At 44.8% G+C, this 15,131-nt stretch carries 13 protein-coding genes and 1 pseudogene; 7 read left to right on the plus strand and 7 right to left on the minus strand.

Going from position 1 to position 15,131, the window contains the following annotated elements; all coding sequences use genetic code 11:
* Positions 1-13: 13 nt before the first annotated feature.
* Positions 14-3,145, minus strand: a complete 3,132-nt coding sequence (gene ygfK / locus C9I89_RS03115; protein WP_107281904.1) for a putative selenate reductase subunit YgfK — start codon at positions 3,143-3,145, stop codon at positions 14-16.
* A 538-nt stretch (positions 3,146-3,683) separates the two neighbouring features.
* On the opposite strand from ygfK, the pseudogene C9I89_RS22730 reads away from it, so the two are divergent.
* Positions 3,684-3,860 (plus strand): annotated as a pseudogene (locus C9I89_RS22730) (divalent metal cation transporter); the annotation flags it as partial.
* A 45-nt stretch (positions 3,861-3,905) separates the two neighbouring features.
* Here the strand turns inward: C9I89_RS22730 and mocA are convergent.
* Positions 3,906-4,511 carry a molybdenum cofactor cytidylyltransferase gene (gene mocA, locus C9I89_RS03120; protein ID WP_107281905.1) on the minus strand — a complete coding sequence of 202 codons (606 nt, stop codon included), beginning with the start codon at positions 4,509-4,511 and terminating at the stop codon, positions 3,906-3,908.
* Between the two features lie 128 nt (positions 4,512-4,639).
* Here mocA and yqeC point away from each other — a divergent pair, with 128 nt between their 5' ends.
* The 5 genes from yqeC to C9I89_RS03145 all read left to right on the plus strand — a co-directional run bounded on the left by yqeC (position 4,640) and on the right by C9I89_RS03145 (position 10,316).
* A complete protein-coding gene (yqeC, locus tag C9I89_RS03125; protein ID WP_107281906.1) occupies positions 4,640-5,512 on the plus strand; it encodes a selenium cofactor biosynthesis protein YqeC in 873 nt (290 codons plus the stop codon).
* Positions 5,513-5,542: 30 nt separating this feature from the next.
* Positions 5,543-7,141 (plus strand): selenium-dependent molybdenum cofactor biosynthesis protein YqeB, encoded by a 1,599-nt coding sequence (gene yqeB, locus C9I89_RS03130; protein WP_107281907.1) that lies wholly within the window; start codon positions 5,543-5,545, stop codon positions 7,139-7,141.
* A 79-nt stretch (positions 7,142-7,220) separates the two neighbouring features.
* A complete protein-coding gene (locus tag C9I89_RS03135; protein WP_107281908.1) occupies positions 7,221-7,667 on the plus strand; it encodes a MauE/DoxX family redox-associated membrane protein in 447 nt (148 codons plus the stop codon).
* Positions 7,668-7,695: 28 nt separating this feature from the next.
* Positions 7,696-8,262, plus strand: coding sequence for a rhodanese-like domain-containing protein (locus C9I89_RS03140; protein WP_107281909.1), 567 nt, complete (start codon positions 7,696-7,698; stop codon positions 8,260-8,262).
* 248 nt (positions 8,263-8,510) lie between these two features.
* Positions 8,511-10,316, plus strand: a complete 1,806-nt coding sequence (locus C9I89_RS03145) for a methyl-accepting chemotaxis protein (protein WP_170107604.1) — start codon at positions 8,511-8,513, stop codon at positions 10,314-10,316.
* A 141-nt stretch (positions 10,317-10,457) separates the two neighbouring features.
* Here the strand turns inward: C9I89_RS03145 and C9I89_RS03150 are convergent, their stop codons facing one another.
* The 4 genes from C9I89_RS03150 to C9I89_RS03165 form a co-directional block, all read right to left on the minus strand.
* Positions 10,458-11,030 carry a DUF2913 family protein gene (locus C9I89_RS03150; RefSeq protein ID WP_107281911.1) on the minus strand — a complete coding sequence of 191 codons (573 nt, stop codon included), beginning with the start codon at positions 11,028-11,030 and terminating at the stop codon, positions 10,458-10,460.
* A gap of 450 nt (positions 11,031-11,480) precedes the next feature.
* Positions 11,481-12,773, minus strand: a complete 1,293-nt coding sequence (locus C9I89_RS03155) for a DEAD/DEAH box helicase (protein ID WP_107281912.1) — start codon at positions 12,771-12,773, stop codon at positions 11,481-11,483.
* 101 nt (positions 12,774-12,874) lie between these two features.
* The gene (locus C9I89_RS03160; RefSeq protein ID WP_107281913.1) at positions 12,875-13,246 is read right to left on the minus strand and encodes a hypothetical protein; all 372 of its coding nucleotides are present in this window, start codon (positions 13,244-13,246) and stop codon (positions 12,875-12,877) included.
* A 181-nt stretch (positions 13,247-13,427) separates the two neighbouring features.
* On the minus strand, positions 13,428-13,772 hold the full coding sequence (locus C9I89_RS03165) for a hypothetical protein (protein WP_107281914.1): 345 nt from the start codon (positions 13,770-13,772) through the stop codon (positions 13,428-13,430).
* A gap of 163 nt (positions 13,773-13,935) precedes the next feature.
* Here C9I89_RS03165 and C9I89_RS03170 point away from each other — a divergent pair, with 163 nt between their 5' ends.
* On the plus strand, positions 13,936-14,445 hold the full coding sequence (locus tag C9I89_RS03170; protein ID WP_107281915.1) for a PaaI family thioesterase: 510 nt from the start codon (positions 13,936-13,938) through the stop codon (positions 14,443-14,445).
* A 71-nt stretch (positions 14,446-14,516) separates the two neighbouring features.
* Here the strand turns inward: C9I89_RS03170 and C9I89_RS03175 are convergent, their stop codons facing one another.
* Positions 14,517-14,894 (minus strand): nuclear transport factor 2 family protein, encoded by a 378-nt coding sequence (locus C9I89_RS03175; RefSeq protein ID WP_107281916.1) that lies wholly within the window; start codon positions 14,892-14,894, stop codon positions 14,517-14,519.
* Positions 14,895-15,131 lie beyond the last annotated feature (237 nt).

Genomic DNA, 15,131 nt, shown 5'->3' on the forward strand with positions numbered 1-15,131 from the left:
CCTTACTCCTCACCTAAACATCCACTTTGCCAAGAAGGTAGCTATGGTTTGCATGCACATAGCTGATGATGGTTGCCTCATCGGCCAACGCCTCTGGCATATCAAGTTCACTTTGTTCGTTAATACTGAAGGTATAAATTTCACCTTGACTGCGCACTAACACCTCAGAACCTTCAATGTAGAAACCGGCGTTGGTGCTATTAGTAAAGTCACCGCGCAGGTTGAACAGGGTGAACTTATCTTTATAAGGCTTGCTATCCCATGGACAGAACTGCGCACAGTTACCACATTCATTACAGTAAGCGTCAAGATGCAGTGTCTGATACTGATCTTTAAAGCCAGGAATTGGCAATGAGATATTGGCGCGGTTAGGACACACATCCACACACTTGCTACAGATGTATGAACATTCCAGACAACGTTTTGCTTCTTGTTCAACGAACGCATCATGGTCTGCTGCTTCAAGTTCGTTAGCGGCAATCAGTTTGACCTGAATATCCCCTTTACGAGCGTAAACATCATCTGCATGAACCTGAGATTTCACATCGTTTTCTTGTTCGCTCTGTGCTTCGCGAGCCAGAATCGTCGTTGCCGCTTTACGGCCACCAGAGATAGCCGAGACGATTGATGACGGACCAGTATTGGCATCTCCCATCAGGAACACATTTTCAACCGCGGTTTCACACGTTTCGCTATCAACCGCCGGCCAGCCATCCTCACCCATAGGGATACCGATGCGAGTCAGCACATCACGGTTACTTTGCTCACCCACCGCTGTGATGAGGGCATCGACCTGCAATTCTACTGTCTTATCGGTTGCAACCGGACGACGACGTCCTTTTTCATCAGGCTCACCAAGCTCCATCACACGAGCAGTCAGTTTACCGTCTGCATCAAACTGCTCCGGATTGGTCAGGAACATGAACTGAACGCCATCTTCAACGGCTTCTTCGTACTCTTCTTTGTATGCTGGCATTTCTGCGATAGTACGGCGGTACAAGATGGTGACTTTTTCCACGCCATCAACTTTCAATGCTGCGCGTGCACTGTCCATCGCAGTATTACCGGCACCGACAACGGCAACATGTTTACCCTGTTTATGTTCACCAAGAGGAAGCTTCTCGCCATCGTTGAAGCTACGTAAGAACTCCAGTGATTTGAAAACTTGAGTATTATCGCCAGACAGTGAGATTGGATTGCCTTTATCGGCACCTATACCCAGGCAGATATACTTGTAGCCGCTGGATTTTAGCGTATCGACGGTCAGGTGCGGATTGCAGCCATATTCGATATTAACGCCATGCGCTTGAACGAAATCAATATCGTGCTGGATCACTTCAGCCGGAATACGGAACTGAGGAATGATATTTTTAACCACCCCGCCTGCGTTGTGTTCTTTTTCAAACACGGTCACAGGATGACCCGCACGTGCCATGAAGTAAGCCGCCGACAGGCCAGCAGGGCCAGCACCGATCACTGCAACAGGATGCTTCTCACGGTCTAAATCCGGCTGATGCCATTTCGCTTTATAGCCTTCCCAGCCTTTTGCCAATGCAACTTTCTTCATTTCACGAATATTCAATGCACCTTCGTAGTCACGACGGGTACAGTTGTATTGACACTGGTGATCACAAATATGACCGGTAATGGCAGGCAACGCATTGCGCGAATAAATCACTTCCAATGCGTCTGTGTACTGGTGCTGGCCCATCAGGCGAATGTATTCAGGGATATCCTGACTGATCGGACACGCGGTCACACAAGGGGCAACATAACAGTCAGTCAGTGGCACCGCTTTCTTCACGCTGATTTCTTCCGGACCACGCCATTCTTTCTGGGCGTAATCTGCTATCAGTGATTTCGCCGCTAATGCTTCAAGTTTGACTAAGTCGACTTGCTGCATGTTCCATTCGTTACTTGTTTCCAGCTCTTTGGCACAATCAGCTAAACGCAGATAACCACCAGGTTTAAGCAGATCGGTTGCCATCGTGATTGGGCGGATACCGGTTTCGAAAATCTCTTTAATGTTGAATTTGCTGGCACCACCTGAGTAAGAAATCGGTAACATGCCGTTAAATTCACGAGATAGTTCCAGCGCCACATTGATCGATAGCGGGAACAGGGCACGGCCTGACATGTACATTTCTTTATCAGGTAAGACCCCTTTACGGTTTAGCGTACCCAAGGTATTGGTCAGCTTCACCCCAAAACCTATGCCTCTGGCTTTGCCAGAATCAACCAAACGGTGCAGCATGGCTTTGGCATCTTCAATCTGAAGATCATGGCTGAATGATTCTTCGCTCAAGGCAATATAATCAAACCCGGCATTATCAAGAATGCCGCGCACGCGCTCATAACCCAACAGCGTCGGATTCAATTTCACAAAGGTATTAATACCCTTGTCTTCAATCATATAACGACAAATCGCTTCGATTTCATTCGGCGGGCAACCGTGCATGGTGGAAAGCGTCACACCACGCGTCAATTGAGCCGGAATAGATTCTGCCAAATGTTGCAGACGCTCTAAACGATGCTCAAAACCATAGGTTTTAATGAATTCCGGATCGGCAATGAAAGCTTTCAGTTCAGCAATATAGGCATGGAATTTTTCATGCTTGCTAGAATCAACCATATCGTCGATATACGCCTGCATCGGGGCAGTCTGAATACCGGCCAGATCGTAGCCGACACTCATATTAAAGATGAAAGACTTTTGTTCGCCTTCAGTGCGGGGATCAAATACTTCCTCCAGCAAATGCAGTGCAATCCATGCTTTCAGATATTCATCATAGGCTTTGGTAAGCGTGAACTCTGTTGACCATTCAGTATTAAAGCACTCATCTTCGGCATCAATACACGGTTTGGCAATTTCCAGCGTATCCAGCTTCTGAACTGTTTTCAGCTCCATGAAACGGCCACCAGCCAGCCAGGAGCAGATGATGTTTTGCGCCAGTTGCGTATGAGGTCCGGCGGCTGGGCCTACCGGCGTTTCATAGTGCTCATCCCAAACTTTTAAGTCTTTGGTGTTTTCCTTGCGATAAAACTGCTTCGATGGGATCCCGAAAATCGATTGGCTTTCTTTATACTCACTGAAAATTCGGTTGAGTAGCTCGCCAAACGGAACGGGGCGCATGATGTCTCCCATGATAAATCTCCTTGATGCTGTATTTTTCTTGTTTTACACAACCAGCACATCAATTTAGTGCAATGCGTAGGGCTCAGATGTAAAAAGTAACAATTCGCTCGTTACCTCGTTTTGAATTCAATTGAGCAACTACTGCGCCAAACTTTGAAAACAGCATAAAGAAGAAGGAAATTCGTGACCGATGTCGAAAGTCAGGATAATTGTGTGAATCAGGTCAAGGTGGGATGTTTATCTAAATAGAGAAAAAACAAGTGGGAAATGAGTATGATTCTTAATACGGGTTAATTTCCTATCAAATCAATAAAGATCTATCACTTTGATAATTATTAAGATGATAGTGATAAAGAAGAATCTTTAACGCTCACACCAGTGCTTACATTCAGATAATTGTAACAATGTCGGAAATCGAAACATCCTGTCTGGTCGACTCTAATTTGCGATTGCTTTCGTTAGAAATTTATTCTGAGTTGAAAAAATCTAATGATTCTTAATAATTTTATTATCGTTTTTTACACACCTCCACCTAATAAACTATCGAGCTGATTTTGAGGCACCTTCAGCATGGTCGATTGCTTCGATCGGATTTCTTGTTGTAATGATGGGTTGGATGCCTCCGCCAATCGAGATCTCTTGTTTAACGTCACTGTGGCTTAAGAGTCAGCGTAAAGAGCAACAAGTGACTGCCGAATCCGCATTTTTTGTTTTTAATGTTGGTTAACGGCGTTGATTCAACAACTATCAAATTGATATAAATGATATCTCAGTTATCAATTTGATACTTTCGGTGTGCGCTCTCGCACACTGCATGATATGCCACTGGCGTGTCGACATCTAAGTAAATATCTAACTGATCTAAGGCAAGAAATTTGACCTTATGAGCCATGATAATAGGCTTCATTTTCCCATCAATTTCTGAGCGTTGAATGACAGGTATGATTGATTTTGGTAACAGCACCGGATGACCAGGCTTCGCTTTGGTACCGGGAAATACTGTGTGCCCTCCCCGCTCTGACCAGACTTGCTGGTAGATGTCAGCAGACACACACGGCATGTCGCCATGGCAAATAAAGAAATGCTCAGTTCGTACTTCACTGACACCAGCCTGAATGGAACTGAACATGCCCTGCGAGTAATCAGGATTCACAACAACCCTGATTTTCGTGTTGTTTTCATACCGTTCAACCAACTCATTGCCACGATACCCGACCACCAGAATCACCCGGGAACAGAAGCGAAGTGCATTTTCGATACTCTCGTCAAGGATCGTATGATGACGGTAAGGTAGCATCATTTTCCAGCTCCCCATTCGGGAAGACAATCCGGCAGCAGGCATCACACAATCGACATTTTGCAGTTGGTTAATCATTGATATTCCGTTAATTATTCGAGTAGCCAAGGCCTAAGTTTACGTTCATCGCTAACAAAAAAACTAATAGCGTTAGTCGTTCAGCTTAACAGAGCAAACTCTTCAATATAAAAAATAAGAGAGGCACCATGCCCGGTAGTTCTGAACACTCCCCGCAGATCCCTATTACTCCAAGCATTTTAGATGCCGATTTTTCTGCGCCTTTGATCATCTCTCTCGTGGGCGGTGGCGGTAAAACATCCACGGCATTTTGGCTGGCGCAAGAATTCAAAAAGCGTGGTCATTGTGTACTGGTAACCACCACCACCAAAATGTACTTACCGGCACCAGAACAAGCAGATTGCTTTATCTGCGCTGAAAATAATCACCCGGGAAAAAGCCCTGAAACAGCTTTGCTTTCACGCCTGCAAAACCAAGAATCAAAACCCGCTATCACTTTTTGCTATCAAAATGAAATCGCGCCGAATGATGAAAAAACAACCAGTGATACCAAAGCGAAAACCAAGGTGTCAGGGATCACACCAAATCTTGTTAAGCAGCTCAAAAATACATCCCCTTTCACAGTTTTTATTATTGAAGCCGATGGCGCTAAGTGTTTGCCAATAAAGGCCCCTTCCGGGCATGAGCCTTGCATTCCAATTAACTCGGATATGGTAATCGGCGTTACAGGTGCAGAGATTATTCATACTCGGGCTTGTCCTGAGAGAATTCACAGATGGAACACGTTCTCTGCACTTACACAATGTTCGGAAGGTGATGAAATCGGTCACCGAATATTGTGTCGATTGATTGAGCATCCACATGGAATGTTTAAGCAAGCTCCAGACCATGCCATCAAGATCTGGTTAATCAATAAAGTTGACCTTGCGCCGTCTTATTTAAAACTGATTCAGCTGGCGCAAACGGTCATCACACAGCCCCACCAGCTTGATGCAATCTGGCTTGCTGCGATGCACGATCTATCGCCGATAAAAGACATCGTAACGAGGAGAAACATTTAACCTCGTTACGCGATATAGAGGTCAAGATTAATGAATATTTTTGCTCAGGCAGCTCTACTAGAACAACAAAACACACCTTTTGCGTTTGCTAACATTATCGAAACCCGTGGTTCTGCACCTCGTCATTCAGGACAAATGCTTATCAAAGCAGACGGAACCATCACCGGCACCGTCGGTGGCGGCATGATAGAACGCTATGTCATCGAACAGTCACTTGAAGCCCTGCAAGAAAGGAAATCCCGGGTAGTAAAAGGACGTATGACACGAACCGGTCCGGAAGCGATGGGCATGGACTGCGGTGGCGCAATGACGGTTTCAATCGATGTTTACGGCCTGCGCCCGGCTCTATTACTAATTGGTGGTGGCCACGTAAACCGTGCCGTTGCCCATGCAGCTCATGTTTTAGGTTTCGATATCAGCGTTGCCGATGCTTATGAAGACAGCCTGGCCGAAGAGCATTTCCCCGCAGGAACCAAACGCATTTTAGGCAAAACGATGGATGATGCCATCGACCAGCTGGATATTAACAAAGAGAGTTTTGTGGTTATTGCAACTAACCACCAGGATCAAGATGCGATTACCAAAGTCGTCGGTTGTGATACCCGATATATCGGCCTGATGGCCAGTCGCCGCAAAGTACAAACCTTATTCAATCACTTGCGAAAAAGTAACGTCAGCGAAGCCCATATTCAGGCCATTCACTCGCCGATTGGGTTCAATATTGGCGCAGAAACACCGGAAGAAATCGCCATCAGCATTATGGCTGAAGTCCTCAAAGTGAAACATCAGTCTTCTGGTGGATTAATGAAAGATGATACCCGTCTGAACCGCAACAAACTGGTGCTGGTACGTGGCGCTGGTGATATCGCAACAGGTGTGGCGATTCGCCTTCACAATGCGGGTTTTAAAGTTGTAATGACCGACATCGCCCAACCCACCGTGATTCGCTGCACCGTCGCCTTTGCCCAGTGTTTATACGGTGACCCCGTTGAAGTCGAAGGCGTAATGGCCAGAAAAGCCCATAGTTGTGAAGATGTCTTCGCTGCCATTGAACAGGGTCTGATCCCGGTTATGGCTGATGAAGAATGCAGCTCGCTTGCCAGCTTAGCACCGACCTTCCTTGTTGATGCCATTCTTGCCAAGCGCAACCTGGGCACAACCCAAGATATGGCTCCGGTCACCATTGCTTTAGGCCCTGGCTTTAATGCTGGCGTCGATTGTGATGCGGTTATTGAAACCAATCGCGGCCATCATCTGGGCCGGATCATCTATCGGGGAGAAACCCAGCCAAATACCGGGATCCCCGGCAATATCGCCGGATATACCCACCAGCGAGTTCTGCGCGCCCCTTGCCCGGGGATTATGCACAACCATGTCAAACTCGGCGATATTGTCGAAGAAGGTGATGTTATCGCCCACGTTGGCGACAGTCAGGTTGTTGCACCATTGAACGGCATGGTACGCGGACTGCTCAACGACGGATTAAGCGTTACTGAAGGATTTAAAATCGGCGACATTGATCCCCGCGGCATAGATGCCGACTATACAACCGTTTCAGATAAGGCTCGCGCCATTGGCGGCAGTGTTCTCGAAGCGATGCTGTACCTGGAGCAAACTACATTGAATTAACGTCTTACAGAAGAAAGTCCGTGCAGGGCTTTCTCTCTGACTAAGATCAACATCAAAGTCACGGAAAGAGAGTATTGCTATGAAAACACGAGGATACGTTCATCATTTCATCACCAGCTTTATTTTCATGTCGGCAGCAGCGATTGCGCTAAAAGGCTTCTTTGCCCCCGAAAACACGGCACTGCTGTTGCTCGATACCGGCTTACTCTCCGCTATGTATGTTGACCCCATAGCCTTTGCATTGCCACTTTCGCTCTCAATTTGTGCAATGCTCGCATTTTATGAGCTAGTAAGTCTAGTGCCTGTTGTTGTCTGTTTTGCTTTGTACACCGTACTTTCTGGCATCGCCATTCAACAAGGCCTCAACATTGATTGTGCTTGTAACCTGCCAGGATCTCTGGAATCAATTGTCTATCGTGAGATCGAACCGCAGTTCTTCATGTTTCTGATCATTACCATGATGGCTGGCGCTTTACATCTCTTCAATACCAGACGTCCGATGCAAACAACTGCACACACGGCCTGATTACATTACTTAACTAAGGATAAGAATAATGCTTGTAGATAAAGACCTTTCCCGACCATCACATCGCGGCTTCTGGCTTAACGCCTTTATTCTCGGTGCCGCGCTACTCATATTTCCCTTGAGCGCATCTGCCGGGTTGTTTGGAAACAAGTTTGAGAACGAAGTTAAGACCGAGCAAGTCGCAATCAACCTCCATAACGAAACAATGCAAGGCGGTTATCAGTTAATTAATACTGCAAAAGTCAAAGCGCTACTTGATAACGGAAAAGATGTTCTGATCATTGATGCCATGCCATTCAAAGACAGCTACAAAAAAGAGCACATACCGACAGCTCAACAGTTCTTATTCCCTGTCTCGTCTATGCCAGAATGGAATAACGCTGAAACAAACGGCCAAAGTGAGCAAGACTTCACCCAGATGTTAGGCACTGACAAAGACAAAATGCTGGTGTTCTATTGCGGCTTCGTCAAATGTGGCCGCAGCCATAACGCCGCGACATGGGCCGTTAAACTGGGTTACAACAATGTATACCGTTATCCTGGCGGTATCTACGCCTGGAAAGGTGCTGGCTTTAAAACGGCAAGTGTGAAGTAACTCCCCAGCGGTCATTTCCTCGACGCGCTATGGATATCAATTAACATTTAATCCATGGCGCTAATTTGTTTATCACCGGATAAATGTAATGCCAACTCCTCTTTATTTGCTACCTAACGTTGAAGTAACCAATGAATAAGCTCAATCACATCTCAATAAAAAATAAAATCATCTTCGCGACCTGTATTGCGCTCCTCTTCTCACTTTCAGCGACAACACTGATAAACAATTATCAGGTAAAACAGTTAATGCTCAAGCAAGTTGAAGAACAGCAGTTGCCGACGGCCCTTGCGGTCATTCGTGAAGCCATAGAAAGCGATATTAACCTTCCGGTTCAAGCAGCCAGCCAACTGGCTAGCAATGTCTTTATTCAGAACTGGATATTAAATGGCGAGCCCGATAGCAGACGAGCCGAAGTCTTAAGCCAATTAGATTCCCTTGCTAATACGGAAAATGTAAATGGCACCTTTCTAGTGTCAATGAAAGGCTTACATGACTATCGATCCGGCGAAGGGCTCAGAGGGGCAGTTTCTGCCGATGATCCAGCCTATTCGTGGTTATATAACCAACTCCGTACTGGTGAAGCCGTCAGTCTGACTTTTGATACCGGCCAGCAAGGACAGGAGCGCCTGTTTATCAACAACCTGATCACAAAAAATGGCGAGCCGTTATCGGTTTCCGGGATGGCAATTGACCTCAGTCAACTCTCCGACATGCTGCGACAATACAAGTTGGGCGAAACAGGTGGCGTGTATCTTGTCTCACAACAGGGAGAAATCAGAATACAGCCTGAGACGGGCATCATGAAAAATCAGTTACCCGCACCTCTGACGACATCACTGCTTAATCAGCAAGAGTTCAGCCTTGGTAAACTGAATACCGATCAAGGTACGCACCTTATTGCCTCAAGTTATTTGCCCATTATTGATCTGTATATTATTGCTGAAATTTCCGAGGATGAATTATACCGCGCCTTTGACTCCGTCACTGAAAAAAACATCCTCATTAACATCGCCCTGGCGGTATTATTTACCCTTATTGCTGCGCTTTTAGCCGCAAAGATCGTGACTCCGATCCGCAACGTCGCCCATTTAATGCATGATATTGGTGAAGGTGAAGGCGATCTCAACCAGAGACTAGAAATAAAAGGGAATGATGAAATCACTGAGCTTTCAATAGGTTTTAATAGCTTTATCGAGAAAATACATGACTCGATAAAAGAGGTTTCACAAGTCAGTGCTGAGCTGGTCTCCTCAATTGAAAACACCAAACAACTCTCTGAAGGTACGGGACATATTGTGGAGGATCAAAAAGAGCAGACAACGCAAATCGCAACCGCGATTAATGAAATGGGTACTACCATTTCCGAAATGGCGCGTAACGCCTCAATTGCCGCAGACTCGGCTCAGCAAGGTAGCAATGAGGTGTCGAACGGCATCAATATTGTCCAAAGCAACATCGAGTCGATGGAGGCGTTATCACGTAATGTGAATTCGGCCTCTTTAGTCATTACCAACCTTGCCCAGCAAACCGATAAAATTGGTGCCATCATTGATGTCATTAATGGTATTTCAGAGCAAATCAATCTGCTCGCGCTGAACGCTGCGATTGAAGCAGCCCGAGCTGGCGATCAAGGACGTGGCTTTGCTGTTGTCGCCGATGAAGTTCGCTCTCTGGCACACAGAACAAACCAATCAACGCTTGAGATACAGGAAATGATTACCCAACTGCAGCAAGGCACCAAAGAAGCCGTTAATGTGATGGATGAAGGGCAAAGCAGCAGTAAATTAAGCCTAGAACTGGCAGGAAAAATAGGCAGTTCTTTAGCCGCGATTCAGCAAACCATCTCTACCATCAATGATATTAACACCCAGGTTGCAACCGCGACGGAAGAACAAAATGCCGTGGTTTCTGATATCGGCCGGAATATAGAGAAAATCAGCGAACAAAGCTATCAAACGTCAGATGCTTCGAGCCAGACGATAGAAGCTTGTCATCAGCTCAATGCATTATCCGGCCGTTTAAAGATTCTAATCATGCAGTTTAAGATTTAGCTCCGATAATGCTAACTGATAGAGCAGACTTACGCCCTAAGCGTACACAATTCAAGCTGTCAGGTTCAACTTAACCTGACAGCTCGGAAATTCTCAGAAAAATGAGCATGATGTCCCTACTCGAAAATGCCGCAAAGTAAGTTACATCCGAAATAGCTCAACCCGCAGATGGCTTTCGTCTTCGTATGCGACAACCGATTGAAAATAGCCGCTTTGCTCTATAACGGCAGAAAATACATCTTTGTGATCAGAACTGCCGATGAAAAGTATCTGGGTGGATTTGATCATCAGTCCGTCATCATCAAAGCTCGATGTTAAATCTTCATCAACCACACATACCAGTACCTTACCATAACGCGCATTCAAGTCGATGTCGTGGGCCAGCGAGTATTGAACTTTGGTACGAAGCTGAAATTCAATTTCCCTAATGAGTCCGACAAAACGATACAGGTCAGTTGAGCAGGTCTGCAGTAGGCGCTCTTGGTCCCGAACTAAAATTGATTCCAAGTTGGTACCCGATTGCCGACCGAGCAATAGCCAGTTTTTAGTCGGCTTCCTGACAGCCCGATATCGATTAGCTTTGACTACGCGTTTGAGATACTGAACAAGCAGATTATTTATCTCAGTTACGGTAAGACGTTTGTCGAGTTTTTTAAATTCTAGGTGTAACAAGGCGTGAGTACTAATGTCTAATAGCAGTTGGGATTGGCTCATTCGTGTACCGAGTTGGAACAGGTATTAATGACAATATCATACTATTACTGCCATAAAATAATAGCCACATTCGATCTCTTCTTCCTAGATCGAGCATCTTAGCGTGTTTCAGGCAGAAATCTCGTGGTTTGAGATCCTTTCCGAAATGGAAGCATCGCAAAAATCATCAGCAACGCCCTCCTTCAGGCTAATACACTATTAAATCGATTAGCCCTACGGAGAGGTGTTTATGTTACATAATCAATCCTAAATGTCCTGCATGTGGAAAACATTGACTGGGATTGAAGATGAATCTATCGAACCAAACGAGGAGTTTGAGTGCCCTCATTTTATTAAAAATAACTTTAGCTAGTCATTCTATGGTTCAGTCCGGCTCATAGTTTTTGATCTGGAATGGTAATGGTTTCCATTAAGAATTTAGATTTTTGTTAGGTTTACCTTTTAATCAGGTTAATAATTTCTCAACCAGATGTCTTCATTCACAGAAGCTTTATTTTTGCGTTTTTTCTTACCGCTACCTTCAGGTTTTGCCATTGGTTTATCTAGGGCTAAAAGTGCATCACTGATAGTTTCATCGACTTCAAAACCCTCAACTTGCTCACGTTCAAGGCGGACTTTGTTCTTCTTTTCGATAATTTTGAAATGATGATAATCTTCATAATCGATAAGCGATAATGCCAAGCCCACTTCACCGGCACGGCCACTTCGACCAATGCGGTGCATGTAGTCTGACGGGCTTCTTGGTAAGTCAAAATTGATCACCACCGGCAGTTTTTCGATGTCTAGACCACGGGCAGCAATATCAGTTGCAATTAACACTTCAATCTCGCCTGATTTAAACGCTTCAAGCACGCGAGTACGAGCGCCCTGCCCTTTATCGCCATGAAACACTTCTGCGGTAATGCCACGTTTAGAGAGTTTGTCAGCTAAGTGCTCACAGCTGTTTTTGGCATTAACGAAAATCAGCGCTTGTTGCCATTGATGTTGTTTGATCAAATGCGCTAATAAGGCGGTTTTTTCGCCCTTATTAACGGTAAAAACACGCTGTACTAAAGTGCTGGCATCTGCACTTTGCAATTGAATTTCAACAGGGTCGTTAAGCAATTCTTGGGTTAAAGCCTGTACTTGCTCAGGAAAGGTCGCTGAAAATAATAACGTTTGCTTATTATTAGGCAATAAATCCAACAATGCAGATAGCTCGTCAGTAAAGCCTAGACTTAACATCCGATCGGCTTCATCAAGCACTAAGGTTTTAACCCTATCGAGCTTAATGGCATTACTTGAAATCAAATCGAGTAATCGGCCTGGCGTTGCAACCAAAATATCAGTGCCGCCGCGTAATGCGAGCATTTGAGTATTCGCCGATACACCACCAAAAACAGCAACCGTTTTAATCGCACCGTTAAAATGCACCGCATAAGATTTAATGCTGTCAGCAACTTGCTTAGCCAGTTCACGGGTAGGTACCAAAATCAGCCCAGTAACATAGTTACCTTTGCTACTTTGTGTCTTATTACTCTGCGGTTGCTCAAAAAGATGCTGCAACATAGGCAGTGCAAAGGTTGCCGTTTTACCCGAACCAGTATTTGCCCCTGCAATTAAGTCACACCCCGCTAATACACTTGGAATAGCTTGCGCTTGAATAGGCGTTGGCTGCTGGTATTCCATTTCAGTTAAACGTGCTAACAAAGGTGGAATAAGGCCAAGTTCTGCAAAGTTAGCTGGCATTGTGGTAGTGATCATGAATATAAAGGGCTCGAAGCGAAGTTAATAGCCGCGTATTCTAGCGTATTTATACCCAGCTAAGTTAGTGAAATCGATCAAACCCTGCCGCAGTGGCATTACTAACTCTCTTTCATGGCTGAAATGACCGAAGGATCATTGAGCAGATTAAATAACAGGCTCTTTGCTGATGTTCTCTGGGAATCGGATAAGACCTTCTTCGGGTTCTCTCTGGATTGTGTAAGTATGTTTTTGACGAACTTGCTGTTAGTACCAGAGAGTTCATACACAAACCTGAGAGTGTCTAGCAACTCACCCTGAGGCAAACTATACACAGCCATCTCACAACCAAGGCTATCCATGGAAAGTAAGTTGTTCACTACCACCTTACGCTCAGCGTTGAACTTCTCTTTGGCTTCATAAGCATCAATCAAAGCCTGTACTCTATCGGCGATAGCTACAGGCACTTCCATTGTTTTAGTTTCATGAGTCATTACTAATTCTCCTGCTCCAGCTGAGATCTAATCACTGGGTCATTGAAAAATGCCGATACTGATTGGCGGAATTTACCTACAGCCTTGGCAATTTGGGGATGGTTCATTCCTGGAAACCTGACTATGCCACCGTAATCAGGTTCATTTTCTTTATGTCGGAACAACTTCAAAACATGACTAACTAGTGTTTAAAGGTATTCGTTTCATTATCGCTTGTTGCAGTAAGATCACCAGCAGGATTAATAAGGTGAGGCAAAATCTTCGTTAAGTTTAGCTCGATATCTTTATCTTCCACGGGACCGATTACCTCGTTATACCAGCCAAGCAAGCCAAGTACAGCATAACCAATAGCATCATCACTCTCGCGGTGCTCAATAATGATCTGTAGAAACCGTAAGACAGCCTTATCATTTGATTTAGCTTGTTTTAGTGTTGTTTGAAAGATATCTGTGACTTCAGCAATTAAACCTTCATATTCAGTCTCAATCGCGACTTTAAAAGATCCACCATCAACGGAAATTTTCATATCAATTTAGCCTGTTATTCTAATTGGGTTGAATATTAACGAATAAAGTACAACTTGTCGTTAAGCTCCCGCTAAAACACACTTAAGAAAAGAGCGATAAAGTTGACAGATCCGCCTTATAGAGCTTAACTGGTCTAATGAGTTATTATCAGGAGAGGAAGCAATGGATCGCAGAGTCACTCAAGCTAATATCATGCTTAAGCATTTTTCAAAGCATCAGGTTCAATTAATTGATTACTGCACGCCCGAGGTTTTGGAGATTGATGACGAGCATTTATCCCTCAAGTTGCCATTAAATCAAAAGACCCAGAATCACTTAGGCAGCATGTACTTCGGCGCATTGGCAATTGGCGCAGACATTGCCGCAGGACTAATGGCTATGGAGCTCGCTAGTAATTCTGGACTTGATGTGTCCCTTGCCTTTAAATCCGTACAGGGGGATTTTCATCGCCGACCAGAAGATGATGTCGTCTTCCGTTGCAATCAAGGGAAAGACATTAGAGAGATGCTGGAGATGAGTAATCAAACGGGTGAGCGGATCAACAAACCGATCACGGTTACGGCAACGTGTCCGACCAAAGACGGTACACAACCGGTCGCTACTTTTACCCTAACGTTATCGCTCAAAATTGTACCGTCATCGATTTCTTCACCTGTAGAAATCATTTCCTGAGAGGAAAACTGTTGAAGGCGACATTCTGTCGCCTGAGGATATGATTGCGTTTATGCAGAAACGCTTACGACCTAAAATCTGGCTGCCATCAACTGATGGATCAGATTAATAGCCTTAAGCGGACGCAGCATCACCTTGAAGTCGATAATCTTGCCGCTGTCATCCCAGCGGATCATATCTACCCCATTGACGACAATTCCTTCAATTTCAACACTAAATTCCAGTACAGCATCATGATCATTCACAATTTCACGCTCGTACCTGAATGTATCGTTGAAAAGTACCCCAAATGCAGCTGTCAAATATTGCACCGTGATTGCCCTTCCCTTCTGAGGCGTGTGCACCACAGGAGAATGAAAGGTGACATCGTCAGCAAGCAGCTCTTTTAATACCGACATATTCCTTGAGTCTACAACCTGGTGCCAAGCATCAATTACTTTCATATCCATTAACCTATTCCCTGAGAAGCAGAAGAACGCAACTCTACTTCAAAATACTAAATCTAAGCTTATGACATAAAATAATTTTAACCAGTTCCAACGCAAAAACATTCATAAGATAAATAATTAACCAGCCGCGATCCGAAATTCAGCCCCCCATATTCAATAAACTGACCAATAACATAAACCAGCTAACTGGTACCAATACATACGTACATTAAAATAGCGGCTGGTTACCGTATGGTT

It is taken from the genome of Photobacterium lipolyticum, assembly GCF_003026475.1.
Taxonomy (GTDB): domain Bacteria; phylum Pseudomonadota; class Gammaproteobacteria; order Enterobacterales; family Vibrionaceae; genus Photobacterium; species Photobacterium lipolyticum.